Here is a 25,958-nt window from a genome sequence, read left to right on the forward strand (position 1 = left end):
GACGCGAGTGAAGGCCATTGAGTCGAAGGTGGATCTCGAATAGCCCGAAGAATTGATGTGCTGTGAGGCTGAATTTGCCTGCATAGTTAAGGTGCTTCCATGCGGAGGTTCATCCTCCGGATACGGAAACAGCAGGGCTTAACGTCCTGTTCATGGTTCAAGTAGACCCCCGGCCGCAGACCGGAGACACGGTAACGAGCGCGGGCGGAAGCGGCAGCGACACCCGCAGCAAGGGCCTCAGCGGTAACTCCGTAGGGCTGCTCGGCAGCGCGGTCATCGGCATCTCGACCGTCGCACCCGTCTACTGCCTCACCTCCACGCTCGGCCCCACCGTCGGCGAGGTCGGCGTGCAGATGCCCGCGGTCTTCCTCGCCGGGTTCCTGCCGATGCTGCTGGTGGCCTTCGCCTACCGCGAGCTCAACAAAGCCGTCCCCGACTGCGGTACGTCCTTCACCTGGACGGTCAAGGCCTTCGGCCCGCGCGTCGGCTGGATGTGCGGATGGGGGTTGGTGATCGCGACGATCATCGTGCTCTCCAACCTCGCCGGGGTCGCCACCTCGTTCTTCTACCTCCTGCTCGGCGAGCTCACCGGCAGCCCGGCCATCGCCGGCCTGGACGGCAACAAAGTCGCCCACGTCCTGACCTGTCTGGCCTTCATCGCCGCCGCCACGGCCATCAGCTACCGCGGGATGACCGCCACCAAGGGCGTGCAGTACGCCCTGGTCGGCCTGCAGCTCGCCGTGCTTGCGGTGTTCGTCGTGATGGCCGTCGTCAAGGCGCAGTCCGGCGATCTGGCCGGCTCCCTGCACTTCTCGGTGACCTGGCTCGACCCCTTCGCGGTCAAGTCCTTCTCCGCCTTCACGGCCGGCCTGTCGCTGTCGATCTTCATGTTCTGGGGCTGGGACACCTGCCTGACCGTGAACGAGGAGACCGCGGGCAGCGAGAAGACGCCCGGCCGCGCCGCCCTGCTGGCCATGATCGTGCTGATCGGCTCCTATCTGCTGACCGCCGTCGCCGCGCAGATGTTCTCCGGCGTGGGCCACAAGGGCCTGGGGCTGGGCAACCCGGGCACCGCCGACAACGTCTTCGCCGCCCTGGCCAGCCCCGTCATGGGCACCGTGCTCGGCGTCCTGCTCTTCGTCGCGGTCCTCGCCTCGGCCGCCGCCAGCCTGCAGACCACCTTCATCCCGGTGGCCCGCACCGTCCTGGCGATGAGCACCTACGAGGCCCTGCCGGCCTCCTTCGCGAAGATCCATCCGCGGTTCCGCTCCCCGGGCAAGGCGACCGTCGCGGCGGGCACCGCCACCGGCGTCTTCTACGCCGTGATGAGCTTCCTGAGCGAGAACGTCCTCATCGACACCATCTACGCGCTCGGCCTCATGATCTGCTTCTACTACTCGATCACGGCCTTCGCCTGCGCCTGGTTCTTCCGCCGCGACCTGCGCAACTCGGTCCGCGACCTGCTGTTCAAGGGCGTCTTCCCGGCCCTGGGCGGCATCCTGCTCGCGGCCGTCTTCTTCAAGACCCTGCTCGACATGTGGAACCCCTCCTACGGCTCCGGCAGCTCGGTCTTCGGCGTCGGCTCGGTCTTCGTGATCGGTGTCGGCCTGCTGCTGATCGGTGCCGTCATCATGCTGGTGATGCAGCGCCGCAGCCCGGCGTTCTTCCGCGGCGAGGTGCTGACGCGGACCACCCCGGCGATGGTCGTGGAGGACTGACAAGGCCGGCGGGGCCCGTCATCTGCGGGCGGGCCCCGCTGTTGTCGGCCGGGCCCGGAGCGATCCGGGCCCGGCCGTGGCATCAGAGCCGCCACGCCGCGGATCTCGCGGTTCACGAGGGCGGTGACGGTCAGGCCCGCCCCAGGAACACCGGGTTGGTCATCGCCGCCATGGGGCCCGGCAGCCCCGCCGTGGTGGCCGGATGGCGGACCTCGGCGCGCAGATAGGCGGCGTGGTCGGGAGTGGTGTGCCAGCTCACGGTCCCCGCACCGGATTTCGGGAGCGGGGAGGAGTACACCAGCCCCTGGTCGGTGACGAACGAGACCGTGCAGCCCGGGGCGCCCGAGACCGTCAGGCGTGCGGTGACCCCGGCCGTCCCGGCGACCGCCAGGCGTTCGGCGATGCCGGCGTGCTCCCCGCGCTCGCCGGTGACCGCGAAGGCGAGATCGACCGCCGAGGACTCGGCGATCCAGACCCGGCCGGCCCGGATGCCGTCCTGAAGCGCCCGCCGCGAGAGGTCCTCGGCCAGGACGACGGTCTGCGGCAGGCCCACGACGTCCGGATCGCGATGCGCGTCGCTGTGCCCGACGGCCGGCAGCCAGGCCGCCCTGCCGCGGGTGTGCGCGACCAGGGTGTTGTCCCACTCGGCGAGGGTGACCTCGTCATCGGGCGTGTACGGGCCGTTCCAGACCTCCACCGCGTCCGCGTCGTTCAGGCCGAACTTCCAGCTGCACCCGATGCAGGTGGCGTGCGGGTGCGCCGGGATGACGAGCCCGCCGGCCCGGCGGACGGCGCGTGCGTACGCGCCGAAGGCGTTGTCACGGGCCCGGTAGCGCCAGTCGATGAAGACCCCGGGGTCGGTGCCCATCGCGACCACGTGGCCGTTGCGGGTGGTGATCTCCTCGCCCGTCAGGATCAGCAGGTCATCGCCCCACAGGCCCTCCCAGGCGCGGTGCGCGGAGGTGGTGTTGTGCTCGGAGGTGGTCAGGAAGTCCAGCCCTGCGGCGCGGGCCAGCGCCGCGATCTCGGCCGGGGTGCGCTTGCCGTCGGAGTGGACGGAGTGCAGATGGTTGTCGCCGCGGTACCAGGCGCGGCCGCGGCCCCGGGCGCGCTCGGGAGGGTAGACCGGGGTGGGGGTGCGGCCCGGTGCGCCGTACCGGAGGGTGACCGTGACGTCGTAGGCCAGCCCCTGTGGTGCGACGGTGTACGGGCCGAGCGCGATGTGCCACGTCCCGGCGTTGACGGGGCCCGGGAGATAGCCGGGGGTGGCGTCGTCGGCGCGCAGGAAGAACTCCGCGCGCGCCCCGCCCGACCAGCCGCGGAACCCCGCGCCGCCGAGCGCCGTGCCGCGTTCGTCGAAGATGCCGATGTCGCAGGCGTTTGTGGGCGTGCCCTCGGGGACCGACGGTCTGTCGTACTGGTAGGCGACGGCGATCTCCCGGACGCCGTCCGGCACTTCGATCGGGAGATAGACGAAGTCCGGTGCGCCGGCGGGCAGCCGGCCGGTGATCCGGCGGGTCCGTTCGGCGCCGCCCGCGCCGCCCGCGCCGCCCGCGCCGCCCGCGCCGCCCGCGCCGTTCGTGTCCGCGGCCCCGGATGCCGCGTCGGCGAAGCTCACCGTGCCGAGCGTCAGCGCGCCCGCCGCGCCCGCACCCGCCGAGAGCCTCAGAACCTCGCGTCGTTCCATCCCCGCCCCCTACCGTCTGCCACCGCCGCATGTCGCGGCGTATCGGCTCGCTGTCACCGCGTTTCGCCCTGTGAAAACCGTTGTACGCACGAGTGACACGGAGGGAAAGGGCTGTGGATAACCAGCGGTCGGTAAGGCACCATGCGGTCACCCACACGCCTGACGGAGGTGTCCCCACCATGCGGATCGCGACCACGATTTTCCTGACGGACGAGACGATCCGGCCCGACCGGCTGGCCCGTGAGCTGGAACAACGTGGCTTCGCCGGGCTCTATCTCCCCGAGCACACCCACATCCCCGCCAGCCGGGACACCCCGGCGCCCATGGGCGAGCCACTGCCCCGCGAATACGGCCGCACCCTCGACCCGTTCATCGCGCTCGGCCAGGCCGCAGCGGTCACCGAGCGACTGGGCCTGGGCACCGGCATCACCCTGGTCACCCAGCACGACCCGGTGGACCTCGCCAAGCAGATCGCCACCCTCGACTTCCTCTCCGGTGGCCGCTTCACCTTCGGCGTCGGCTACGGCTGGAACGTCGAGGAGGCCGCCGACCACGGGGTGGAGTGGTCCACCCGGCGCGCGCTGACCCGCGATCGGATGGCGCTGATGCGGGCCCTGTGGGCCGACGCACCGACCGCCTACCAGGGCGAGTTCGGCTCCGTGCGGGCCTCCCTCGCCTTCCCCAAGCCGGTGCACGGAGCGCCGCGCACCCTGATCGGGGGGTCGGCCGGGCCCAAGCTCTTCGGACAGATCGCCGAGTTCGCGGACGGCTGGCTGCCGATCGGGGGGCGCGGGCTGACCGAAACCGTTCCGGTGCTGCGGCAGGTCTGGACGGACGCCGGACGCGACGGCGAGCCCGTGGTGGTGCCGTACGCGGTCCGGCCCTCGCCCGGGAAGCTGGCGCACTACCGCGAGCTGGACGTCCCGGAGGTGGTGCTGCAATTGCCGCCGGCCGGCGAGTCGGAGGTGCTGCGGACGCTGGACGACTTCGCGCAGTACCTGTGAGGGGGCGGCGGGCTTCGGCCAGGAGGCGGCGCGGCGCCTAGGACCATCGGCGTACGGCCGTACGCGGGGGTCGGTACCGCAGACCGATCCGCGCCCGTCCCGGCCGGTCGTAGCGTGGGTAGTGGCGGTTCCGCAGCGCGCCACGGACCGGCCCACCGCTGTTGTGTCGCCGCAGCATTCCGCCGTATCCGCAGATCAACGGTCCAAGGAGATCCACATGCCCAGCCTCGACCACACGATCGTGCACAGCACCGACCGTTTCGCCTCCGCACGCTTCCTCGCCGGCCTTCTGGACGCGCCCGAACCGAAGGAGTTCGGCCCGTTCGCCGCCGTCGCGATGGACAACGGCGTGACCCTCGACTACGCCGAGGAGCTCGTCCCGGACAAGGAGTTCGTGCCGACGCACTACGCGTTCCTGGTGACCGAAGCCGAGTTCGACGCGATCTTCGCGCGCATAGAGGAGCGGGGGCTGCCGTACTGGGCCGACCCCCGGCACACCCAGGCGCAGCAGCTCAACACCCGGGACGGCGGCCGCGGTCTGTATCTCGACGACCCCGACGGCCACAACCTGGAGTTCCTCACCCGGACGTATTCGGACGAGCTGCTGGCCGGGCTGTAACCACCCGCCGCGGGGGTGTGCCCGCCCACCGCCGGGAAGTGCCCCGGACCCACGCGGAGGGAACCTCCATCTGACGTGATCAGCGGCACACCGGCGGTCCGTTCTCCGGCGGCGGCTGTGTCGGAGCGCGCTCGTATGCTCGGAGGATGACTTCCAGCGCGCAGGGACCTGACCGGGGATCTGACCAGCGGCACGACCACGGGTCCGGCCGAGCGGCGGACGGTGCGCCGGCCGCCGACGACCGTCCGGAACGCCCGACCGCGAACGCCATGCGCCGGGCGCTCAAGCGGGCCCGCGACGGCGTGGCCCTGGACCCCGCCGAGGCCACGGTGCTGCTCCAGGCCCGCGGCGAGGACCTGACGGACCTCTGCGCCTCGGCGGCCCGGGTCCGGGACGCGGGCCTGGAGGCCGCCGGGCGCCCCGGAGTCATGACGTACTCGCGCGGCGTGTTCATCCCCCTGACCCGCCTGTGCCGGGACACATGCCACTACTGCACCTTCGTCACCGTCCCCGGCAAGCTCCGCCGCGACGGCCACGGAATGTTCATGTCGCCCGACGAAGTGCTCGACATCGCCCGCCGCGGCGCCGAGATGGGCTGCAAGGAAGCCCTGTTCACGCTCGGCGACAAGCCGGAGGAACGCTGGCCCGAGGCCCGCGAATGGCTGGAGGCGCACGGCTACGACGACACGCTCTCGTACGTACGCGCCATGGCCATCCGCGTCCTGGAGGAGACCGGGCTGCTGCCGCACCTCAACCCCGGGGTGCTGTCCTGGACGGACTTCCAGCGGCTCAAGCCCGTCGCCCCGTCCCTGGGGATGATGCTGGAGACCACCGCCGAGCGGCTGTGGAGCGAGCCCGGCGGCCCGCACTACGGCTCGCCCGACAAGGAACCCGCCGTCCGGCTGCGCGTCCTGGAGGACGCCGGCCGCTCCAACGTCCCCTTCACCACCGGGCTGCTCATCGGGATCGGCGAAAACTACGCGGAGCGCGCCGAGTCCCTCTTCGCGCTGCGCCGCATCCAGCGCGCCTACCACGGCATCCAGGAACTGATCATGCAGAACTTCCGCGCCAAGCCGGACACGGCCATGCGCGGAATGCCGGACGCCGAACTGGAGGAGCTGGCCGCCACCGTCGCCGTGGCCCGGCACATCATGGGGCCGTCCGCCCGTATCCAGGCGCCGCCCAACCTGGTCGACGGGGAGTACGCGATGCTCATCGGCGCCGGCATCGACGACTGGGGCGGGGTCTCGCCGCTGACCCTGGACCACGTCAACCCCGAGCGGCCGTGGCCGCAGATCGACGACCTGGCGGCGCACACCGCCACCTGCGGCTTCACGCTGCGCGAACGGCTGCCCATCTACCCCGAGTTCCTCCAGCGCGGTGAGCCCTGGCTCGACCCACGGCTGCTGCCGCACGTCCGCGCCCTGGCCGACCCGGAGACGGGCCTGGCCCAGGAGGACGCGCTCGCGGTGGGCCTGCCCTGGCAGGAGCCCGACGAGGGGTTCTCGATGGCCGGATCGGGCCGGACGGACCTGCACCACACCATCGACACCGAGGGCCGGACGTCGGACCGCCGCGACGACTTCGACGAGGTCTACGGCGACTGGGAGGCGCTGCGCGAGGCCGCCGCCCCCGGGATGGTGCCCTCCCGGATCGACGCGGACGTGCGGCAGGCCCTGTCGCAGGCCGCCGACGACCCCACCCGACTCACCGACGACGAGGCGCTGGCCCTGTTGCACGCCGACGGCCCGGCCCTGGACGCGCTCTGCGGTATCGCCGACGACCTGCGCCGCGCCACGGTGGGCGACGACGTCACCTACATCGTCACCCGCAACATCAACTTCACCAACGTCTGCTACACCGGCTGCCGTTTCTGCGCCTTCGCCCAGCGCCGCACGGACGCCGACGCCTACACCCTGTCCCTCTCCCAGGTGGCCGACCGCGCCCAACAGGCGTGGGACGTCGGCGCGGTGGAGGTCTGCATGCAGGGCGGCATCCACCCGGATCTGCCCGGCACGGCGTACTTCGACATCGCCCGCGCCGTCAAGGAACGCGTCCCCGGGATGCACGTACACGCCTTCTCGCCGATGGAGGTCGTCAACGGCGCGACCCGCACCGGGCTGTCGATCCGCGAGTGGCTCACCGAGGCCAAGGCCGCCGGCCTGGACACCATTCCCGGCACCGCCGCCGAGATCCTCGACGACGAGGTCCGCTGGATCCTGACCAAGGGAAAGCTGCCCACCGCCACCTGGGTCGAGGTCATCAAGACCGCCCATGAGCTGGGCATCCGCTCCTCCTCGACGATGATGTACGGCCATGTCGACCAGCCTCGTCACTGGCTCGGCCACCTCCGCCTCCTGGCCCGGATCCAGCAGGAGACCGGCGGCTTCACCGAATTCGTCACCCTCCCCTTCATCCACACCAACGCCCCCGTCTATCTGGCCGGCATCGCCCGCCCGGGCCCCACCACCCGCGACAACCGCGCCGTGACGGCGATGGCCCGGGTGCTCCTCCACCCGCACATCACCAACATCCAGACCAGCTGGGTCAAGCTGGGCACCGAAGGCGCCGCCGAGATGCTCCGCTCGGGCGCCAACGACCTGGGCGGCACCCTGATGGAGGAGACCATCTCCCGGATGGCGGGCTCCGGTTACGGCTCGTACCGCTCCATCCAGGACCTGATCACGATCGCCGACGCGGCGGGGCGACCGGCCAGGCCGCGTTCGACGACCTACGGCCCGGTGACGCCGGAGCGGCAGGCCGCGGCGCTGGCCTCGGACGGCCATCTGCCGGAGCTGCTGCCGGTGGTGGAGTAGGCGGACGCAGGCGCATCCGCTCAGGAAGGGAGCGGATGCGCCGAGGCGTGCGGTGCGCCGTGGAGGGGCGGCCGGTCAGCCGATGGGCCGCACGCCCGCCACGAAGGCCGCGAACGCCGCTGCGGGGAAGTCCAGCACGGGGCCGCTCGGGTCCTTGGAGTCACGGACGGCGACTCGCTGGTAGAGGTCGGCCACATCGACGCATTCGTTGCCTTCGCCCCCGCTGTAGCTGCTCTTGAACCACGCCGGGCCCGGTATGTCGGTTCCGGACGGCGTGCGTTCAGTCATGGGGACAGCTCCTGTCGGGCTTTGGTCAGCAGCTGCAACGACGCCGTGGCGTCGGCTGCCTGCGAGCGTAGGTAGTCGAAGGTGAGCTTATAGGCGGAGACGTCTTCGGCATCATCGAGATACAGGCCACGACGGCGCATCTCGATGTAGACCACGGCCATGGAGTTGAGCGGGTTGCGTTCATCGTTCCTGCCGAGGATCACGAAGTGGCCGGCTCCTGCGGCATGGGCGCCTGCGCTGAACGGCAGGATCTGGATCTCGACCGTGGGGCTCTGCGCCATCTCGTGGAGGTGGTCCAGTTGCTCCGCCATCACCTGCGAGTTGCCGACGGTCCGGCGAAGGACTGCTTCGTCCAGCACCGCCCACAGTTGGAGTGGGGGTTCCCGTCGGAGGATGCTCTGGCGTTGGATCCGGGCGTCCACCATCCCTTCGATCGCATCATTCGGGCTGCGCACTTCGCGCGCCTGATGGATGGCGAGGGCGTAGTCCCGGGTCTGCAACAGACCAGGAATGACCGTGTTGGCGTAGAGGTGCTCGTACTCGGCTTCGTGCTCGAAGGACACCAGCGGGTCCATCCACTCCGGCACCGCACCGTTTCCGACCCACCAGCCGTCGGTCTGCGTCCGTGCCACGCGCACCAAGGCTTCGCGTTCACTCGCAGATGCACCGCAGGCATCAGCGATCGCCTTGACCGTCGCCCAACGAATCCGGGCCCGGTCCTGCCACATCTCGTAGCGGCTCACCGTCGCCTTGCTGACTCCGGCCAACTCGGCAACCTGCGTCTGCATCAGGCCGCTGCGCTCGCGCAGAGCGATCAGGCCGCGGGCGATCTGCATACGTCCCGCAAGAGGGAGTTGACCCCGTGCCCGACCTCATCAGCAGGACCCGCACCCGCCTCCGTGCCCTCCTGGAGGCCGCGCGATGAACACCGACGACCCGGATGTGCGGCTGCTGCCCCGGACCCTCGGCGACGGCCGCCCCTGCTACGTCCGCACGGACGGCATCGGGCCCGTGTCCCGGCTGGCCCATCGCATCGAAGCCGTGCAGCTGGGGCTCGCGGGCAGGTCCTCGGGCAGGCGCGGGAGGTGCTCGGCCGGACCGGCGTGCATCCGACGTCCGAACTCGGATTACTTGCGGCCCAGTTGATGGAGGCGCTGCATGACGTGCTGCTCATCGTCGAGGGCCGGGGCACCCGGCTCGCCTCGCCGGATGATGACGAGGAGGGCGACGACGAGGAGGGGGCGACGGCCCCGCTGCGCCCCAGGCGTCGAGACTGCTCTCGCTGCCGGGCGGGGAACCGGCTTCCGCGGGGGCTGCCCGGCGGTTCGTACGGGAGGTGAGCGGGTCCTGGGGGCTGCCCGTGGAAGCGGCGGAGGCGCTGGAGGCCGTCGCGGGGGAACTCGTGGCCAACGCGGTGGAGCACAGCGACAGCCGGTTCATCGCTGTCGGGCTGTGCGGATCGCGCGCCGCCCGGGTGGCGGGTGTGCGGGTGACGGACGAGGGGCCGGGCGGGGCGTCCGTACCGGAGAAGCCGTCCGCCGAGCAGGAGCACGGGCGCGGATTGCTGATCGTACAGGCGCTCGCCGAGCGCTGGGGACAGCGGAAGGGGGACGACGGGCACACCGTCTGGGCCGAGATCGCCGTCGGCCCGTAGGCCGCTGCAGGGCCGCGGTCAGTCCCCGTCGTACTCCGACTCGTGCTGAAGGATGCACTGCTGCCACTGGGACAGCGCCTCCTCACGGTCGCCTCCGGTGTCCTGGGCGGCGACGATCAGCGCGTCGGCGGCCATCGCTGCCAGCCGTACGGCGATGTGGCAGACGTCGCGCTGGGGGAGCGGCCGGAGGAGTTCCACCGCGCCGTCGCTGTCGCCGGAGAGGGCGGAAGCGACGACGGCCATGGTGGTGCGGTCCCACTCGTACTCGGACATGTGAGGAGCATGCCCACCTTGCGCCGCCGCGATAGTCGAACGGATGAGCCCACCGGAACGGCCCGCCTCACCCCAGCTGCCGCAGCACCCGGCCCGCCATGAACGCCGTGACGTTCTCCACCGCCTGCTCGAAATACCCCTGGTAGTTGCGCCGGGTGACGTAGCCGAGGTGCGGCACCGCGAGGACGTTCGGGAGGGTGCGCAGCGGGTGGCCGGCGGGTAGTGGCTCCTGCTCGAAGACGTCCAGGCCGGCGCCGGCGATGCGGTCCTCGCGCAGCGCCTGGAGCAGGGCGGGCTGGTCGACGATGGCGGCGCGGGAGGTGTTGACGAGGTAGGCCGTGCGGCGCATCCGGCGGAGTTCGGGGGCCCCGATCAGGCCGCGGGTGCGGTCGCCGAGCACGAGATGGACGGAGACGAAGTCGCTGGTCTCCAGGAGCTCTTCCTTGGTGGCGGTCGCCCGCACACTGGCCTGTGCGGCGCGCTCCGCGGTCAGGTGGGTGCTCCAGGCGACGACGTCCATCCCGAAGGCCAGACCGACCCGGGCGACCCGGGTGCCGATCTTCCCGAGGCCGAGCAGCCCCAGCCGGCGGCCGTACAGATCGGCGCCGAGCGTGCTCTGCCAGGGCCCGTCCGCGCGCATCGCGGCGCTCTCGGTGGCCACATTGCGGGCCAGGCCGAGGATCAGCGCCCAGGTCAGCTCGACGGGCGGTTCGGTGTTGCTGTCCGTGCCGCAGACGGTGACGCCGTGCCGCGCTGCGGCCGCCAGGTCGATGGAGGCGTTGCGCATACCGGAGGTGACCAGCAGCCGCAGGCGCGGGAGCCGGGCGAGGAGTGAGGCGGGGAATGGGGTGCGCTCGCGCATCGCGACGACGATCTCGCAGTCGCCGATCGCCTCGACCGCCTCGTCCTCGGAGGCGAAGGGGTGCCGCAGCGTCCGGACGGCCACGGTGCCCTCCAGCGGCGACCAGTCGGCCGTGTCGAGGGCGACGCCCTGGTAGTCGTCGAGTACGGCGCAGTGCACTGGCATCGGGCGTTCTCCCGGTGTGGTCGGGGGCGGTACCGGGCCGCAATCACGGCAATCTCCGCGGGTCGCCGCGGCGGTCGTGGGGGACTCCTCACATTACGATCCTGGGCTCAATCTGATCATTCTTGGTCGATTACAGTGCTGTGGCGGGGAGCCTGCAAGGACCCGGGACGTCGTGAGTGTGTGGAGGGGCGCAGTGAGCGGGTGCAGCGAGCGAGCCCTTGAAGGGTGCGCGCCGCGCGAATGCGAGGCCGAGCGGGTGTGGAGGTCCCCCCGGCCGAAGGCTGGGGGAGGTGCGGCATGAACACGGCGGCAGGCAGCACCGCGATCTGGGGCCGTGTCGAACAGCAGGACTTCCGCAGCCGGGTGCGCGGCTGCCTGCTCGGGGGCGCCATCGGTGACGCTCTCGGGGCGGGCATCGAATTCGACTCCCTGGACGCGATCCGCGAGGCGCACGGCCAGGAGGGCGTGACGGACTTCGTGCCCGCCTTCGGGCGGCGCGGCGCGGTCACCGACGACACCCAGATGACCCTGTTCACGGTGGACGGCCTGATCCGGGCCCAGGTGCGTCGTGACACCGGTGCCTGGCACCCGCCCACCGACGTCCACCGCGCCCATCTGCGCTGGGCCGTCACTCAGCGCGACTGGGGACCGGACGAGCGTCGCAAGGACGACGGTTGGCTCGCCCGTGAGGAGTGGCTCTACGCCCGGCGGGCTCCCGGCCGGGCCTGCCTGAGCGGCCTCGGCGACGAGGTGATGGGCACGCTGGAGAAGCCCAAGAACCCCGACTCCAAGGGCTGCGGCGCGGTGATGCGCTCCGCGCCGTTCGGACTGCTGGTCGGCTGGGAGTCGCAGCTGGTGTTCCAGCTGGCCGCCGAATGCGCGGCGCAGAGCCACGGCCACCCCACCGGCTATCTGGCGGCCGGCGCCTTCGCCGTCATCAGCCATTGCCTGGCCCGCGGTGAGGACCTCGACGGCGCCGTCCAGAAGACGCTGGCCCATCTGGCCACCCGCCCCGGCCACGAGGAGACGACCGACGCCCTCAAGCGCGCGCTCGGCGCCGTACGCCAGGGCATGCCGACACCCGCCCGGGTCGAGTCGCTGGGCGAGGGCTGGACGGCGGAGGAGGCCCTGTCGATCGGCGTGTACTGCGCGCTGGTCGCCGAGGACATCCGGCACGGCCTGCTGCTCGCCGTCAACCACGGCGGCGACAGCGACTCCACGGGAGCCATCTGCGGAAACCTGCTGGGCACCCTGCACGGCGAGACGGCGCTGCCGCCGGACTGGCTGGTCGAGCTGGAGGGCCGGGAGACGATCCTGCAACTGGCCGACGACTTCTCGATGGAGATGACACAGGGACCGGCGCTGCACGGCCCGGCCGGCTCGTCGCCGGGCTGGCTCGCGCGCTACCCGCGGGCGTAGCGCCCCCGTACCCGGCCGGGCAGTGTCCGGGGCCCTCCCGGCCGTCGTCACAGCGGATCGGACGCGCCGCCCTCCCTCGCAACCGGCACGTCGCCGCCCGGCGCCGGCGTGCCCTGGTGCGGGACCGGCAGGGCGTCGGACGTGTCCCCGTCGTCCCCCGCATTGATCCGCGCCAGCAGCGCGTCCCGCTCCGGCGTCCCCTCCGGCCGGATCCACCCCACCAGAAGGAAGAGCACCAGCGAGGTGGCGACCGGCGACACGATCTGCACCTGCAACTGCACCCCGTCCAGCCCGTAGTTGGTCAGCCAGAAGGCGAACAGCCCCGCCGCCCAGGACGTCAGCGCCGCGGTGGGCCCCGACTTGCGGAACACCGGGAGCATGCCCAGCAGGAACGGGATGGAGATCGGCCCGACGAGCCCGGCCACCCACTTGATGACAACGGTGATGATGTCCTTGAAGGCCGGCGAATCGACCTGTGTGGCTATCGCCATCGACAGCGCGAGGAACGTCACCGTCGACAGCCGCGCCGCCAGCAGCCCGGCCCGATGGCCCCAGCCCCGCGCCCGGGCCGACAGCGCCGGGGCGATGTCGCGGGTGAAGACCGCCGAGATGGCGTTGGCGTCCGAGGAGCACATCGCCATCGTGTGGGAGAAGAAGCCCACGACGACCAGCCCCAGCAGGCCGTGCGGCAGGAGCCGTTCGGTCAGCAGCGCATACGAGTCCGACGCGTCCGGCTTCTGGGCCTTCACCAGCAGCGGCGCGACCCACATCGGGAAGAACAGCACCGCGGGCCACACGAACCACAGCGCCGCCGACAGCCGCGCCGAGCGCTTGGCCTGCCGGGCGCTGCCGGTGGCCATGAAGCGCTGGGCCTGGTTCCACATGCCGCCGCTGTACTCGAAGGTCTTGATGAAGAGATAGGCGAGCAGGAAGGTGAGGGTGTACGGGCCGACGGTCGGCTGGGCGTGGCCGTCCGGCAGCCTGTCCCATACGGTCCACAGCGAGCTGACGCCGCCCAGTTCGCCCATGACGGTGACCAGCATCGCGACCCCGGCCAGCAGCTGGATGACGAACTGCCCCAGCTCGGTGAGCGCGTCCGCCCACAGGCCGCCGACCGTACAGTAGATGCCGGTGATCACGCCGGTGATGAGGATGCCCTGGTTGAGGGACATGCCGGTGAAGACGGACAACAGGGTCGCGATGGCGGCCCACTTGGCGCCCACGTCCACGATCTTGAGCAGCACGCCGGACCAGGCGAGTGCCTGCTGTGTCGGCAGGTTGTAGCGGCTCTTGAGGTATTCCAGCGGCGAGGCGACCCCGAGCCGCGATCGCAGCCGGTTGAGCCGCCCCGCGAACAGCTGGGCCCCGATGGCGATACCGATGGCGATCGGGAAGGACCAGGTCACGTAGGAGGTGACGCCGTACTGATAGGCGATGCCGGCGTACCCGGTGAACATCACGGCGCTGTAGCCGGACATGTGGTGCGAGATGCCGGACAGCCACCACGGCATCCTGCCGCCGGCGGTGAAGAAGTCGCTGACGTCGTCCACCCGTTTGTGGGACCACATGCCGATCGCGACCATCACACCGAAATAGCCGATGAGCACGGTCCAGTCGAGACTGTTCATGCCCCCTCCAGGGGTCCGCCTTGTGAACGTGCCGATGACGTTCCAGATCAGGAAGCACTTCGCCGTGGCGTCCTGTGGGGCGGTGCCCCCGCGCGGGAGTGGGGACTTCGGGGATTGAACCGTTCGTTGCGTGGGGCGGTCAAGACATCAATGGTCATGGATATGAACCACGATCAGTAAAGCGAACGATTTTACTTTCCCTTGACTGTCGTGGGCGTTGTCCCGGCCAGGTCGCCGAACCCACCATGAACGGACACTTCGCCGGGCTCCGTTGCGCCCGAACGCACCGCGGCCGCACAGGAGCGGGATCCTGTGCGGCCGACCGCAGAAGAGGGGAGGGCGTGCCTCGAAAGGCCCGACGCGCCCAACTAGCGCATCAGCTCACCCGCGTTGACCAGCAACGACTGGCCCGTGATGGCGCGTGCCCGGTCGGAGGCCAGGAAGGCCGCGGTGTCGGCCACGTCGGCGTCCGTCGCCAGTTCCGGCAGTGCCATCCGCTCGGTGAGCCGGGCCAGCACCTGCGACTCCGGTACGCCCTCCACGTCCGCGGTGAACCGTACGTACGCCTGGACCGGCGGGCCCCACATCCACCCCGGTTGCACGGTGTTCACTCGGATCCGGTCCGGCCCCAGCTCGCGCGCCAGCGAGTACATCGCAGAGATCAGCCCGCCCTTGGATGCCGCATACGCCGCCTGCTGCACCTGCGAGGGCGCGGCGAGCGACGACTGGGTGCCGATCATCACCACCGACCCGCCGCCGCGCGCGGTGAGCGACGGCAGGCAGGCGCGGGTCATCCGCAGCGTGCCGAAGAGGTTGACGTCGACGACGTCGCGCCAGGACTCGAAGTCCGCATCCCGGAGACCGCCGAAGAGCGAGTCGAGCGCGGCGACATGGATCACCGCGTCGATGCCCCCGAACCGCTCCACGGCGAGCGCGGCCAGCGCCTCGCACTGCGCTTCGTCGCCGATGTCGGTCGCCCGCCAGGCCGTACGCTCCCCCGAAGGGTCGATCTCCGAGGCGGACTTGGCGAGGTTCTCCGCGGTCCGGGCCCCCAGGACGACCGACGCGCCGTCCCGGACGCACGCCGCCGCGACCTGATGGCCGAGTCCGGCCCCGACGCCCGAGACGACCACGGTCTTGTTCTGGAGCAGCATATGCGCCTCCCGGGCTGTATCTGACGCAACGTCAGGTAGGCCGTCAGGGTAGGGCCGGAGCGCGGAGAAGGCCAGAGGGGCGCCCCACGCCCGCCATGCGCCCGTCCCGGCGACCGCCCGTCACCCGTACCGGCGAGCGCCCTCCAACGCCTTCCGCAGCCGGGCCAGGCCCTCGTGGATCTCGTCCGGCGCGTGGGTGACGAAGGACAGCCGGACGGCGGTGGCGTCCGGCGTCCCGGCGAAGAACGGCGCTCCCGGCACATAGGCCACGTCGTGCCGGACGACCTCCGGCAGCAGTGCCGCCGCGTCGTAACCGGCCGGCAGCGTCGCCCACACGAACATCCCGCCCGCCGGACGGTTCCACCGCGAACCCTCGGGGAGCGCGGCGGCGAGCCCGTCCACCAGGGCGTTCCGTCGCTCCAGATAGGCGCTGCGCACCCGGGCCAGATGCGCGTCCAGGTCGGCGGCCGCCAAGTACCGGGCGGCGGCGGCCTGGTCGATGGTCGAGGTGTGCAGATCGGCGGCCTGCTTGGCGACGGTGCAGGCCCGCCGCAGCGCGGCCGGGGCGCGCAGGGTGCCCAGGCGCAGGCCGGGCGCCATCACCTTCGAGAAGGAGCCGAGCAGCGCCGTACGGTCCTCCGCCCCCGGGAAGGACGCGAGCCACCGCTGGGGCGTGCCCTCGAAGCGCAACTCCCCGTAGGGGTCGTCCTCGGCGATCCACAGCCCGCGGCGCGCGGCGATCTCGGCGACCGCCGCCCGTCGCTCGGCCGTCAGGGTGCGGCCGGTGGGGTTCTGGAAGGTCGGGATGACGTAGAGCAGCTTGGGGTTCTCCCGCCCGGCGATCTCGTCCAGCGCGGCCGGGTCCAGACCCTCGTCGTCGGTCGGCACCGGCACCACCCGGGCACCGGCGAGCGAGAAGATCTGCAGCGCCGCGAGGTAGCAGGGGTCCTCGACCAGCACCACGTCGCCCGGCTCCAGCAGCGCGGTGGACAGCAGCGACAGCCCCTGCTGCGAGCCGGTGGTCACCAGGAGGTCGTCGGCGCCGGTGGGCAGTCCGCGCGCGGTGGTGCGCGCCGCGATGGCCGCGCGCAGCGCCGGATCGCCCTCGCTGGTGGAGTACTGCAGCGCCCGGCGCGGCTCCCGGTCCAGCACATGGCGGAAGGCCGCCGCTATGCCCGCCACGTCGAAGAGTTCGGGGGCGGGCAGTCCACCGGCGAACGAGATGACCTCGGGTCGCGCGGTGAGCGCCAGGATGTCGCGTACCGGCGAACTGCCGGTGCGCGCCGCGCGGGCGGCGAGCTCGGGGACGGGGGCGGCGGTGCGGGCAGGGACGGCGTCCGGCATGACGGCTCCAATCGCTCGGATTGCGGGCTGCGCCGGCCGACGTATGCGGAGTTAACCGGTGTGAGCCGCAGATGGCGGGGAGCTTAGGCGGCCCGTGACCGGTGTGCACGGCTGCCCGCATGGTGGGCGGCCCGACGGCCGCGCGCTCCCCGGCCGTGCACACCCCCTCCCGTTCTGACGCAACGTCAGCTACATCTGTCTGTCATGACCGAGCCCACCGAGCCCACCGAGCCCACCGAACCCGCCGAGCCTGCCGAGACCGCCGAGACCGCCGAACCCGCCGAGACCATCGAGGGCAACGCCCACGCCGCCACGAGTGCGACCTACGCCGAACTGGCCGCCGTCGGCCCCTACGGAGTGCGCCCGGGGCATGCGCTGATCACCATGGTCGAGCCGCATCCGGGCCATGAGCACGCCTACAACCGCTGGTACGAGGACGATCACTTCATCGCCGGCGCGATGGCCATGCCGTGGATCTTCGCGGGTCGCCGCTGGGTCGCCACCCGCGAACTCCAGCTCCTGCGCACCCCGGAGAACTCCGCCGTCGCCCGGCCGGTCACCGCCGGCTGCTATCTCTCCACCTACTGGCTCACCGAAGGCCGCTACGACGAGCACATGAAGTGGACCGTCGGCATCAACCAACGCCTCAACCGCGACGGGCGGGTCCACCAGGACCGTACCCATGTCTTCACGGCCTTCCAGGACCACGAGGCGACGGTCTATCGGGACGGCGCGGCCGGTCCGCGTGACTTCCACGCACTGGACCACCCCTACGCCGGCCTGGTGCTGGAGGTGATCGACGCGGACGGCCCCCAGCGGCGCGCGGAGCTGCTGGAGTGGCTGCGCACCCGACACCTGCCGCGGCGGCTGGCGGGCTCACCTGCGGCGATGGTGACGGTCTTCCGGCCCACCCCGCTGCCGGGCGACCGGATGTCGTACGTGCGGCAGGTCGAGGGCGTCGACACCCGGCTGACCCTGTTGTGGTTCCTGGAGGACGATCCGTGCGCGGTGTGGGCCGCGCACTTCGCCGACCGCGAGGCGGCGGTCGCGGCGTCCGGCCTGGGCCGGGTGGAGCTGGTGGCGCCGTTCCTGCCGACCGTCCCGGGCACGGACCGGTATGTGGACGAACTGCGCTGAGGGGAGTGGGGGTTCCCCACGGGCGGGCATGGCCGAGCCCCCTCGGCCGGGACGGCGATCCAGTCGAGAGGGCTCGTGTCCGCGCGGGCGGGCGCGGACGGGGGTGCATGAGGCTCAGCTCACGCCAGGTCGAACGAGCCGCCGGCCACGTCCGACACGAAGCTGCTCCAGGCGGAGTTGTCGAACGTGAGGCGCGGACCGCTGGGGTCCTTGGAGTCACGCACCGCGATGGCTTCCGAGGTGGGCACGGCCATCTCCACGCACGCGCCGTTGCCACCGGAGTACGAGGACTTCGTCCAGGAGAACGCGGAATTGGGCTGCACAGCCATTTTCACTCCAACTCACTCTGAGTTACCGCGGATTCGGTACTGCTGACGCTACGCGCCAACATCACGAGTCGCAGGAGCCGTTCACCCTTCCGAATGTCATATTCCTTGATCTCTTTTCACGGCGGGTGGTGCCGGTGTACCGTGCGATCCGGCTATCCGGAACGGGGTATTCCATCCCCCTCTGCATCATTTTTCCTATGCTCCCCGACCGCCCCATTCACCCCATGGCGTCCGCGTGTTCCTTGGCCGCCGCGGCGATGAACTCCCGGCTCTGGTCGGCGTTCAGCGCCTGTGCGCGAAGGTGCTCGTACATGATCGTGTATTTGTGCACATCGTTGGTCTTCTCCAAATACAGATCACTGGTGACACCCTCGATGTACACCACGCTCGAATCCGAGGCGTCATCGAATTCCAGGATGGAGAACGTCCCCGACATTCCGGCGTGCGCGCCCGTGTCGTACGGCAGCACTTGCACCGTCACCTGCGGCAGATTGCTCATCTCGACCAGGTGCTCCAGCTGCTCGCGCATGATCAGGTGGCTTCCGACCACCCGCCGGAGCGCGCTCTCGTCCAGCACCACCCACAGCCGCAGCGGACGCTTGGGGTCGTCGACCCGCTCCTGGCGACGCATCCGCACCTGGATGCGCTTCTCCAGACTCTCCGGCGCCAGCTCGGGGACGGCGCCGGGGATGACCGCCTCGGCGTAGCCGGGGGTCTGCAGCAGTCCGGGCACCAGCAGGGATTCGTAGACCCGCAGTGAGGCCGCCTCGGTCTCCAGGCCGATGTAGACGCTGTACGGGATGTCTCCGAAGGCGTGCCACCAGCCTTGCTGGCGCGAATCCTTGGCCATCTGCATCAGCGAATCGACTATGCGGTGATCGTCCACTTCGTAGACCCCGCACAGGTCACGGACATCGCGCTGGCTGATGCTGCGGCGACCGTTCTCGAGCCTGCTGATCTTCGACTGGGAGACCAGCAGTCGCTCGGCCACCTGCTCCGCCGTCATGCCCTTGTCCTCGCGGAGCCTGCGCAGCTCCTGGCCCAGCCGGCGTCGCCTGACGGTCGGGTTGATGTTGGACGCCACGGGTAGTGCACCTCCGGCTCCGTACTGCTGTCGTGTTCTGTCCAGCAGGGTGCCACTTCGTTGCCACGCCGCGCAGTCGAATGCACACAGAAGGCGAGCGGGCGTGCGCGTGGGGTGGCGGTCCGGCCGTCGTCCAGAACGGCCGGTCCGCCACCCCACGCGTTCTTGCCGCGGCTCCCGAACGGATCTGCGGGACAAAGGGATACGGATGTTGAGGGTGCGTGTGGTGCTGCCCTACCGCGTCAGCGGGCGCCGACGCGGGCCATGCTGCCGTGACCGTGCCGCGACTGCGCCGGCATGCCCGCCGGCTCCGTGGCCCGGGCCGGCTGTCGTACGGATGCCGGTCCCGCGGCCTGTGCCCTACGGGGCTGTGCCACGGCGCCGTTCTGCACATCCATGACGGCGTGTGCGACCAGCCCGCCCATCGGGTCGTGCCGGATCAGATCCCGGAGGCGGGAGCGTGATGAGCGCCCTTCGTTCCCCGGGTAGAGGTGCTTGCCGAGTCCGACCGCGTGGGCCAGTGCGGCGAGCGCCGCGGTCCGCGGGTCCGGTGGTACGCCGGTGCGGATCGCGTTGTCCAGCCGGGCCCTGATTTCCCGGCTGATGGCCGTCTCCGTCGCTTGGTAGCGCGTCGTCGGCAGCACCCCGCACATCTGGCCTGCCACGGCATGCACCATGCCGCACCGTTCCAGATGCGTGAGATACGTCTGGCGCAGCCCCAGTCGGGGCCCGCCGATCCAGTGGACCGCGCGCACCGGACTGCCGCGTCGGCGCAGCAGTTCGAGCGCGGAGTCCAGAGTCGGATCTCCTGTCGGCCGTGACATCACCACGGCGATACGATCCCCGTCTGGGGCTATCCGTCCTGCCAGAGCCAGCTCTACTAGCTGGGCCCCGGCCAGGCCGAGGTCGAGCGACTGCGGCTGCGCTGTGGTGCCCGTGGTCGGGTCCAAAGCGAGCAGCAGAAGCTCCTCCGGAATTGTTCTGCGGCTCCTGCCCATCCATGCCTCCCCGCGTGGATGAATGACAGGGTGACCCCTCTCACATTCATCTGTCGAGGGTGCGTGGGTGGTTCGGTAGGGAACCGGCAGGTATGTCGTTCTCGTCTAGCGCGTCGGCAACATATTCCGTGGGGCACGGTGCGTAGCCGGTTCGCGTGGCGGCGAGATGGCGCCGCGCGGACACAGGACACTTGGGAACACTGGCTGTGGTGGAGCAGGGCGACGTAGTGAAGGAGACATCGGTGGCGGGCGAGTCCCCCGACAAGTCGGACAAGAAGCAGTCGTCGGGCAAGACGGCGGGGAGCGAACGCGATCCGCGCCTGTCCGTCTTCCGTGGGGACTCGGAAGCGGCGGACAGGGCTGCGGCGGCGAAGTCGGGCGGGGGTCCCGCGAAGCCCGCTGCGAAGTCGTCCGCGAAGCCTTCGTCCGCGAAGTCTTCGGGAGCGGCGGACACGGCCGAGGCCGACGGGGCGGAGGCGCCCGACGAGCCGGTGGCCGGGGCCGACTCCCCGGCGAGCCCTGAGGTGCCGCAGGAGGCCGCGGCGGGGAACGGTGGCGCCAAGGGCGGCGATGACCGCCTGCGGGCCGCTGTGGCGGCCTGGGTCGCGGACAAGGGTGACGCGGGCGGCAGCGGCGCGGAGGCGGATGCGGAGGTCGAGCCGGCGGCGGAGGCCGACGGTGAGGGCGAGCCGGGGAACGGTGAGGGCGAGCCGGGGACCGGCGCCGAATCCGAGTCCGAATCCGAGCCCGAGTCCGAATCTGAATCCGAGGCGGAGGCGGAGTCGGAGGCTCCTGGCCGGGCCAGGACTGAGGCCAAGGCCCAGGGCAAGGCCGACGTCGAGGCTCCGGCCGACACCAAGGCCGAGGGCAAGATCGAGGCCGACGCCGAAGCGGACCCGAAGGGCGCCGAGGGCGCGGCGAAGGCCGACGCCAAGACTGCCGCGCCGGCGGCGACGGAGGACGCCGAGGCGGAGCCGGAGGCGGCTGCCGAGGGCGACCGCCCTGCCGAGCCCAAGGCCGAGCCCAAGGCCGAGCCCAAGGGTGAGTCCAAGGGTGAGTCCGATTCCAAGGCCAAGGTCGAGCCCAAGGCCAAGTCCAAGGGCGATTCCAAGCCCGTGGATCAGCCCACGGCCGTGTTCAAGACGGTCGACCCCGGGAAGGGCAAGGGCGGCGGCGAGGCGGCGGCCGATGAGGCGCCCGTCGATGACGCGACCCGGACGTTTGCCATCGCGAAGCCCAAGGGGAAGGGTGCGGCCGGCGAGAGGGCGGTGGACCAGCCCACCACCGCGTTCAAGATCACGCCGCCCGGTGGTGCCAAGGACACGTCCGGTGCCAAGGGGGGCGACAAGGCCGAGGCCAAGGCCGGTCCCAAGGGCGACGGCAAGGCCGGTCCCAAGGGCGACGGCAAGGCCGGCGACAAGGGCAAGGCCCCGACCGACGCGAAGGCCCCGACCGACGCGAAGGGCGCGACCGACGCCAAGGCCGCCCCCAAGGGCAAGGAGCAGCCCAAGCGCACGGAGCGGGATGCTGAGCGGACCAGCCAGTTCGTGGCGCTGAAGTCGACGGACGACGGTGCGGCGGAGAAGTCCCTCGGGAAGACGGCGGACCGTACCCCCGCCCGTACCTCCGCCAAGGCCCCCGCCAAGGCCCCCGATAAGGCACCTGCCAAGGCACCTGCCAAGGCCCCCGACAAGACGCCCGACAAGGCCCCCGCCAAGGGTCCCGGGGCGCTGCCCCCCGAGGCGCCGGCCGCCACTGCCGCCGCCCCGGCCCCGCCGCGCGAGGAGTCCGGCGCGCTGCCCGAGTCCGAGCGGACCCGGCAGCAGCCGCTGCCGCCGCTCGACCTCCTGGCCAGTCTCACCAACACCCCGCCGCCGCCCGAGACCACGCTGCGCACGGTCGTCCGCCGGTTCAAGATCTGGACGCCGCTGGCGGTGCTGCTGGCGGTCATCTTCGTGGTCGTCCAGGCGGTGCGGCCGCTGCCCAACCCGACGCTCGTCCTTGGTGACGCCAAGTCCTCGTTCACCTTCGAGGGTGGCAAGCTCACCATCCCGTGGCCCGAGCAGGGGCAGGCGGCGGTCAAGGTGGTGGGCTCCGGCGAGCTGGGGACGTTCGGCGAGCAGAAGCCGGTACCGACCGCGAGCGTCGCCAAGATCATGACGGCCTACGTCATCCTCAAGGGCCACCCGCTCAAGAAGGACGACAAGGGCCCGGACATCGAGGTCGACGCCACGGCGGTGGCCGAGGGCGGTTCCACGGACGAGTCGCGGATCGAGGGGCTCAAGGCGGGGCAGCGGTTCAGCGAGCAGGACATGCTCAAGATGCTGATGATCCCGTCCGGCAACAACATCGCCCGGCTGCTGGCCCGTTGGGACAGCAAGTCCGACAATGTGGCGGCGTTCGTCAAGAAGATGAACGATGCCGCCAAGGACCTGGGCATGAAGAAGACCACCTACACCGACCCCAGCGGCCTGGACCCCAAGACCGTGAGCACCGCCGTCGACCAGCTCAAGCTGGCCGAGGCCGTCATGAAGTTCGATGCCTTCCGGCCGATCGTGGCCATGACCAATGCCGAGATCCACGGCCTGCCGGGGCGGATCAACAACAACAATGACAATCTGCTGCTGGCCGGGCTGAGCATCAAGGGCATCAAGACCGGTTCCAGCACAGCGGCCGGCGGCACGCTGTCCTGGGCGGCCTACAAAACCGTGGGCGGCAAGGACCGGATGATCCTCGGCACGATGATGGACCAGCACTTCAAGGGTCTGGATCCCAACGCCTCCAACAGCCTCACCATGGTCAAGGACAACAGCAAGAAGGTCATCGAGACGGTACGCAACGCGCTGACCTCGGCCACGGCGGTGAAGAGGGGCCAGATCGTCGGCTACGTCGACGACGGCCTGGGCGGGCAGACGCCGGTCGTCGCCACCAAGGACCTCAAGGCGGCCGGAGTTTCGGGCCAGAAGCTGAAGTTGAGCATCGGCGGCGACAGGACCGTCCCGCACACCGCCAAGGCCGGCACCGAGGTCGGTGTGCTGACGGTCGGCAACGGGCAGAGTGCGCAGAAGGTGCCGGTGGCCCTGCAGAAGGACCTCGTCGAGCCGACGTTCGGGTCGAAGCTGACGCGGATCGGCTGAACTGCGCGGCGGGGCTCCCGGATCCCACGTGGGGTCCGGGAGCCCCGTTAGTCTTGCGAGCCCCCCGGCGCCCGCTCCTCCCCGTCCCGGGCGGCCGTACGAATCACCGGAGCCCGTCATCGACGCAGCGCAAGCAGAGCAGACGACGTTCGCGTCCGCCCTGGCCGCCCGTGGTACCTGGGCGGCACCGGGAGCGGTGGTACTGACGCCCGCCGCACTGATACTGCTCCTGGGGGCCTGGGGGATCCGCCGCCAGGACGCCATATGGCGCGACGAGGCGGTCACTTACGACATGGCGCACCGCGCCCTCGCCGATCTGTGGCCGACGCTGCAGCACGTCGATGTCGTCCACGGCCTCTACTACGCGCTGATGCATCTCTGGTTCGCCGCCTTCGACGCGTCCCTGGGCGGCGCCCTCGGCGCGGTGGCCGGCCTGCGGCTGCCCTCCGTCGCCGCCATGACCGCCGCCGCTGCCGGCGTCGCCCTGCTGGGACACCGCCTGGTGGGGCGCCGCGCGGGCCTGTTCGCCGGCGTCGCCTTCGCCCTCGTCCCCGTCGTGCAGCAGTACGCGCAGGAGGGCCGCTCCTACGCGATGGTCTGCGCGCTGGTCGTCTGGGCGACGTACGCCCTGGTGTCGGCCACCGCCGACCCGTGCCGCCGACGGTGGTGCACCTACGCGGCCCTGATGCTGTGCGCCTGCCTGCTGCACGAGTTCGCCGCGCTGGCGCTGCCCGCCCACGGCGCCGCCGTCGTCGTGGCACGTCTGCCCCGCCGGGTGCGGCGCGCCTGGACGCTCGCCGCCGCCGCCGTGCTGGCCGCACTCGCCCCGCTCGCCGTCTTCAGCACCCGTCAGGCGTCGCAGCTCGGCTGGCTCATGTGGCCGGACCCCGTACAGCTGTTGACGTTCGCGGTGCTGGCGGTGGTGGGCGCCGGCTGTGCGCGGGTGCGGGTGCGCTCGCGCGGCCCGATCGGCCTGCGTGCCCTCGGTCTGCCGCTGCTCCTGCTCCCCACTCTGTTCCTGTTCTTCCTCTCCTACGCCGAACCGGCCTACGTCGACCGCTATGTCCTCTACTACGTCGCCGGCTTCGCCCTCCTCGCCGGCGCCGCGCTGGCCCGACTGCTGCGGCCGGCGGGCGAACAGGGCCAGACCCGCGCGCGGCGGCTGTGGTGGACGGCCGTACCGGCGCTCGTGGTGGTCGCGCTGCTGCCCGTCGACGTCCATCTGCGCAGCCCGGAAAGCCGGGTCGACGACGTCGCCGCGATCGGCCGCACCGTACGCGAGATGGCCGCGCCCGGGGACGGACTGCTGTTCCTGCCCGCCCGGCGCCGCATCTGGCTCGCGCCGCAGCCGCACGCGTTCCGCGGTCTGACCGATCTCGCCCTGGCCAAGAGCCCGGTGGACTCCCGCACGCTCTACGGCACCGAGCGCTCCGGCGACACCATCCGCGACCGGATACTCGCCACCCGGCGCATCATCGTCGCCGGTGACCCGGACGGACAGCCGGCCGACCTCACCGACCAGGAGATCGCCAAACGCACCACCCTGCGCCACGCGTTCGAGGTCTGCGCCAGCGCCGAGGTGCACGGGGCCCGGATCACCCGCTACGCGCGGCCGGGGGCGTGCCGGACGGGCCGGGGGACGGCTCCCTAGGAGGTGTCCCCGAGGCGGCAGGAGGCGTCCCCGTGGGGCGTCGCCCCCGGGGCCGGGCGCAGATAGCGCCGGTCGCCGTCCGCCACGCGGGCGAGGGGGCCCGCGGCGCGTCGTACCACCTCCAGTACGCCGTCCGGGTCGGCGGCGTAACTGTGCGCGAACCACGGCATGTTGGCCTCCACGACCGCCCAGCGGCCGTCGTCCAGCAGTCCCACGTCGACCGTGGCCGCGGTGGGGAGCGGGGCGTGCTCGGCCAGCCGGGCGGCGAAGGCGCGGACATCCGGCGCGAGCGGGTCCGCGGGCAGCGGCGCCGGGTCCAGGCGTCCGTGGACGGCGTAGCGGGTGGCCGCGGTGAGGGTGCCGTCCAGGAGGAACAGCCGGTACTCGGCGGCGAAGGAGACGACGTCCGAGACCAGCACGGGGGTCCGCGGCGCGGCGGGCGGCAGCTGCTTGCCGTCCGTATGGACGCCGGGCGGGAAGGACTTGTCGCTCGGCGGTTTGACGAAGAAGGCGCGGCCGGGGCGGCGCCGGGCCGCCTCCGCGTGTGTCATCAGCTCGACCCGCCGGTGCAGGAGGGAGGGGGGCAGCCGGGCCAGCCAGTCGTCCGGCGGCTCCAGCAGGCCCAGGCGCAGCGGCCCGGCCACGCGGTCGGCGAGGTGCGGGCCGCCGTACCAGTGCACCGCCCGCCCGGTCAGTGTCCGCACGGCGTCCGGTCCGGTCAGCACGGCCGTCGCCAGGCCGCGCCGGGTGGCCGCTTCGGTCAGCAGCAGGGCGGTGCTGGTGCGCTGTGCCGAGATCAACAGGAGGGGGCCGGGGGCGCTCACTGCGGTGGCTCGACCAGGGCGAGATCTTCGGGGCCGGTGGGGCGCCGGAGGGTGCGGGTGGCGGGCGCGGGCCCGTCGCGGCGTGGCGCGGACCTCCCGGGTGTCTCGGTCATGGCCGTACGGTACGGGGGACCACCCGGCAACAGCCTCCCCTTTCCCGGGCCCTC

21 protein-coding genes are annotated in these 25,958 nt (G+C 71.4%); 9 read left to right on the forward strand and 12 right to left on the reverse strand.

Annotated features, from left to right (window positions below; translation table 11 throughout):
- Nucleotides 1-152 precede the first annotated feature (152 nt).
- Nucleotides 153-1,718 (forward strand): APC family permease, encoded by a 1,566-nt coding sequence (locus ACGFML_RS21930; protein ID WP_393546061.1) that lies wholly within the window; start codon nucleotides 153-155, stop codon nucleotides 1,716-1,718.
- A gap of 130 nt (nucleotides 1,719-1,848) precedes the next feature.
- On the opposite strand, the gene ACGFML_RS21935 is transcribed toward ACGFML_RS21930, so the two are convergent.
- A complete protein-coding gene (locus ACGFML_RS21935) occupies nucleotides 1,849-3,405 on the reverse strand; it encodes a CehA/McbA family metallohydrolase (protein WP_393546063.1) in 1,557 nt (518 codons plus the stop codon).
- A gap of 179 nt (nucleotides 3,406-3,584) precedes the next feature.
- On the opposite strand from ACGFML_RS21935, the gene ACGFML_RS21940 reads away from it, so the two are divergent.
- The 3 genes from ACGFML_RS21940 to ACGFML_RS21950 all read left to right on the forward strand — a co-directional run bounded on the left by ACGFML_RS21940 (nucleotide 3,585) and on the right by ACGFML_RS21950 (nucleotide 7,844).
- Complete coding sequence (locus tag ACGFML_RS21940; RefSeq protein WP_393546065.1) at nucleotides 3,585-4,409, forward strand: TIGR03619 family F420-dependent LLM class oxidoreductase; 825 nt, start codon at nucleotides 3,585-3,587, stop codon at nucleotides 4,407-4,409.
- A gap of 217 nt (nucleotides 4,410-4,626) precedes the next feature.
- On the forward strand, nucleotides 4,627-5,028 hold the full coding sequence (locus tag ACGFML_RS21945; RefSeq protein ID WP_393546067.1) for a VOC family protein: 402 nt from the start codon (nucleotides 4,627-4,629) through the stop codon (nucleotides 5,026-5,028).
- 146 nt (nucleotides 5,029-5,174) lie between these two features.
- Nucleotides 5,175-7,844: a bifunctional FO biosynthesis protein CofGH gene (locus ACGFML_RS21950; RefSeq protein WP_393546068.1), complete on the forward strand. Its 2,670-nt coding sequence runs from the start codon at nucleotides 5,175-5,177 to the stop codon at nucleotides 7,842-7,844.
- 75 nt (nucleotides 7,845-7,919) lie between these two features.
- Here the strand turns inward: ACGFML_RS21950 and ACGFML_RS21955 are convergent, their stop codons facing one another.
- A complete protein-coding gene (locus ACGFML_RS21955; RefSeq protein WP_393546070.1) occupies nucleotides 7,920-8,132 on the reverse strand; it encodes a DUF397 domain-containing protein in 213 nt (70 codons plus the stop codon).
- A complete protein-coding gene (locus ACGFML_RS21960) occupies nucleotides 8,129-8,968 on the reverse strand; it encodes a helix-turn-helix domain-containing protein (protein WP_393546072.1) in 840 nt (279 codons plus the stop codon). Before ACGFML_RS21960 ends, ACGFML_RS21955 begins: the two co-directional genes overlap by 4 nt.
- Before the next feature lie 446 nt (nucleotides 8,969-9,414).
- Here ACGFML_RS21960 and ACGFML_RS21965 point away from each other — a divergent pair, with 446 nt between their 5' ends.
- Nucleotides 9,415-9,786 (forward strand): ATP-binding protein, encoded by a 372-nt coding sequence (locus tag ACGFML_RS21965; RefSeq protein WP_393546408.1) that lies wholly within the window; start codon nucleotides 9,415-9,417, stop codon nucleotides 9,784-9,786.
- An 18-nt stretch (nucleotides 9,787-9,804) separates the two neighbouring features.
- Here ACGFML_RS21965 and ACGFML_RS21970 read toward each other — a convergent pair whose 3' ends face one another.
- Together ACGFML_RS21970 and ACGFML_RS21975 are read right to left on the reverse strand one after the other, a co-directional pair.
- Nucleotides 9,805-10,059 carry a hypothetical protein gene (locus tag ACGFML_RS21970; RefSeq protein WP_393546074.1) on the reverse strand — a complete coding sequence of 85 codons (255 nt, stop codon included), beginning with the start codon at nucleotides 10,057-10,059 and terminating at the stop codon, nucleotides 9,805-9,807.
- A 67-nt stretch (nucleotides 10,060-10,126) separates the two neighbouring features.
- Entirely contained in the window at nucleotides 10,127-11,086 is a 960-nt protein-coding gene (locus tag ACGFML_RS21975) for a D-2-hydroxyacid dehydrogenase family protein (RefSeq protein WP_393546076.1), read from the reverse strand.
- Nucleotides 11,087-11,383: 297 nt separating this feature from the next.
- Between ACGFML_RS21975 and ACGFML_RS21980 the strand changes: the two genes are divergently transcribed.
- The gene (locus ACGFML_RS21980; RefSeq protein ID WP_393546078.1) at nucleotides 11,384-12,505 is read left to right on the forward strand and encodes an ADP-ribosylglycohydrolase family protein; all 1,122 of its coding nucleotides are present in this window, start codon (nucleotides 11,384-11,386) and stop codon (nucleotides 12,503-12,505) included.
- Nucleotides 12,506-12,552: 47 nt separating this feature from the next.
- On the opposite strand, the gene ACGFML_RS21985 is transcribed toward ACGFML_RS21980, so the two are convergent.
- The 3 genes from ACGFML_RS21985 to ACGFML_RS21995 form a co-directional block, all read right to left on the reverse strand.
- The gene (locus tag ACGFML_RS21985; RefSeq protein ID WP_393546080.1) at nucleotides 12,553-14,133 is read right to left on the reverse strand and encodes a sodium:solute symporter family protein; all 1,581 of its coding nucleotides are present in this window, start codon (nucleotides 14,131-14,133) and stop codon (nucleotides 12,553-12,555) included.
- Between the two features lie 368 nt (nucleotides 14,134-14,501).
- Nucleotides 14,502-15,287 carry an SDR family oxidoreductase gene (locus tag ACGFML_RS21990; protein WP_393546082.1) on the reverse strand — a complete coding sequence of 262 codons (786 nt, stop codon included), beginning with the start codon at nucleotides 15,285-15,287 and terminating at the stop codon, nucleotides 14,502-14,504.
- A 120-nt stretch (nucleotides 15,288-15,407) separates the two neighbouring features.
- Nucleotides 15,408-16,631 carry a PLP-dependent aminotransferase family protein gene (locus tag ACGFML_RS21995; RefSeq protein ID WP_393546083.1) on the reverse strand — a complete coding sequence of 408 codons (1,224 nt, stop codon included), beginning with the start codon at nucleotides 16,629-16,631 and terminating at the stop codon, nucleotides 15,408-15,410.
- Nucleotides 16,632-16,835: 204 nt separating this feature from the next.
- Between ACGFML_RS21995 and ACGFML_RS22000 the strand changes: the two genes are divergently transcribed.
- Nucleotides 16,836-17,768 (forward strand): hypothetical protein, encoded by a 933-nt coding sequence (locus tag ACGFML_RS22000; RefSeq protein ID WP_393546085.1) that lies wholly within the window; start codon nucleotides 16,836-16,838, stop codon nucleotides 17,766-17,768.
- A gap of 119 nt (nucleotides 17,769-17,887) precedes the next feature.
- Here ACGFML_RS22000 and ACGFML_RS22005 read toward each other — a convergent pair whose 3' ends face one another.
- The 3 genes from ACGFML_RS22005 to ACGFML_RS22015 form a co-directional block, all read right to left on the reverse strand.
- Nucleotides 17,888-18,097 carry a DUF397 domain-containing protein gene (locus ACGFML_RS22005; RefSeq protein WP_393546087.1) on the reverse strand — a complete coding sequence of 70 codons (210 nt, stop codon included), beginning with the start codon at nucleotides 18,095-18,097 and terminating at the stop codon, nucleotides 17,888-17,890.
- A gap of 217 nt (nucleotides 18,098-18,314) precedes the next feature.
- Complete coding sequence (locus ACGFML_RS22010; RefSeq protein WP_393546089.1) at nucleotides 18,315-19,181, reverse strand: helix-turn-helix domain-containing protein; 867 nt, start codon at nucleotides 19,179-19,181, stop codon at nucleotides 18,315-18,317.
- Nucleotides 19,182-19,423: 242 nt separating this feature from the next.
- Nucleotides 19,424-20,179, reverse strand: a complete 756-nt coding sequence (locus tag ACGFML_RS22015; RefSeq protein ID WP_393546091.1) for a GPP34 family phosphoprotein — start codon at nucleotides 20,177-20,179, stop codon at nucleotides 19,424-19,426.
- A gap of 191 nt (nucleotides 20,180-20,370) precedes the next feature.
- On the opposite strand from ACGFML_RS22015, the gene ACGFML_RS22020 reads away from it, so the two are divergent.
- Both ACGFML_RS22020 and ACGFML_RS22025 read left to right on the forward strand, forming a co-directional pair.
- A complete protein-coding gene (locus tag ACGFML_RS22020; RefSeq protein ID WP_393546093.1) occupies nucleotides 20,371-23,316 on the forward strand; it encodes a D-alanyl-D-alanine carboxypeptidase in 2,946 nt (981 codons plus the stop codon).
- Between the two features lie 196 nt (nucleotides 23,317-23,512).
- Nucleotides 23,513-24,967: a glycosyltransferase family 39 protein gene (locus tag ACGFML_RS22025; RefSeq protein ID WP_393546095.1), complete on the forward strand. Its 1,455-nt coding sequence runs from the start codon at nucleotides 23,513-23,515 to the stop codon at nucleotides 24,965-24,967.
- Here ACGFML_RS22025 and ACGFML_RS22030 read toward each other — a convergent pair.
- Complete coding sequence (locus ACGFML_RS22030) at nucleotides 24,964-25,791, reverse strand: ATP-grasp domain-containing protein (RefSeq protein ID WP_393546097.1); 828 nt, start codon at nucleotides 25,789-25,791, stop codon at nucleotides 24,964-24,966. The genes ACGFML_RS22025 and ACGFML_RS22030 overlap by 4 nt on opposite strands.
- Nucleotides 25,792-25,958 lie beyond the last annotated feature (167 nt).

The sequence above is a fragment of the Streptomyces sp. NPDC048650 genome (assembly GCF_043199095.1).
In the GTDB taxonomy this organism is placed as follows: Bacteria; Actinomycetota; Actinomycetes; order Streptomycetales; family Streptomycetaceae; genus Streptomyces.

What these genes read in the sequence shown, in the direction of transcription:
- ACGFML_RS21930 (WP_393546061.1), top strand. Translation starts at nt 153, where the DNA reads ATGGTTCAAGTAGACCCCCGGCCGCAGACCGGAGACACGGTAACGAGC.
- ACGFML_RS21935 (WP_393546063.1), bottom strand. Translation starts at nt 3,405, where the DNA reads ATGGAACGACGCGAGGTTCTGAGGCTCTCGGCGGGTGCGGGCGCGGCG.
- ACGFML_RS21940 (WP_393546065.1), top strand. Translation starts at nt 3,585, where the DNA reads ATGCGGATCGCGACCACGATTTTCCTGACGGACGAGACGATCCGGCCC.
- ACGFML_RS21945 (WP_393546067.1), top strand. Translation starts at nt 4,627, where the DNA reads ATGCCCAGCCTCGACCACACGATCGTGCACAGCACCGACCGTTTCGCC.
- ACGFML_RS21950 (WP_393546068.1), top strand. Translation starts at nt 5,175, where the DNA reads ATGACTTCCAGCGCGCAGGGACCTGACCGGGGATCTGACCAGCGGCAC.
- ACGFML_RS21955 (WP_393546070.1), bottom strand. Translation starts at nt 8,132, where the DNA reads ATGACTGAACGCACGCCGTCCGGAACCGACATACCGGGCCCGGCGTGG.
- ACGFML_RS21960 (WP_393546072.1), bottom strand. Translation starts at nt 8,968, where the DNA reads ATGCAGATCGCCCGCGGCCTGATCGCTCTGCGCGAGCGCAGCGGCCTG.
- ACGFML_RS21970 (WP_393546074.1), bottom strand. Translation starts at nt 10,059, where the DNA reads ATGTCCGAGTACGAGTGGGACCGCACCACCATGGCCGTCGTCGCTTCC.
- ACGFML_RS21975 (WP_393546076.1), bottom strand. Translation starts at nt 11,086, where the DNA reads ATGCCAGTGCACTGCGCCGTACTCGACGACTACCAGGGCGTCGCCCTC.
- ACGFML_RS21980 (WP_393546078.1), top strand. Translation starts at nt 11,384, where the DNA reads ATGAACACGGCGGCAGGCAGCACCGCGATCTGGGGCCGTGTCGAACAG.
- ACGFML_RS21985 (WP_393546080.1), bottom strand. Translation starts at nt 14,133, where the DNA reads ATGAACAGTCTCGACTGGACCGTGCTCATCGGCTATTTCGGTGTGATG.
- ACGFML_RS21990 (WP_393546082.1), bottom strand. Translation starts at nt 15,287, where the DNA reads ATGCTGCTCCAGAACAAGACCGTGGTCGTCTCGGGCGTCGGGGCCGGA.
- ACGFML_RS21995 (WP_393546083.1), bottom strand. Translation starts at nt 16,631, where the DNA reads ATGCCGGACGCCGTCCCTGCCCGCACCGCCGCCCCCGTCCCCGAGCTC.
- ACGFML_RS22000 (WP_393546085.1), top strand. Translation starts at nt 16,836, where the DNA reads ATGACCGAGCCCACCGAGCCCACCGAGCCCACCGAACCCGCCGAGCCT.
- ACGFML_RS22005 (WP_393546087.1), bottom strand. Translation starts at nt 18,097, where the DNA reads ATGGCTGTGCAGCCCAATTCCGCGTTCTCCTGGACGAAGTCCTCGTAC.
- ACGFML_RS22015 (WP_393546091.1), bottom strand. Translation starts at nt 20,179, where the DNA reads ATGGGCAGGAGCCGCAGAACAATTCCGGAGGAGCTTCTGCTGCTCGCT.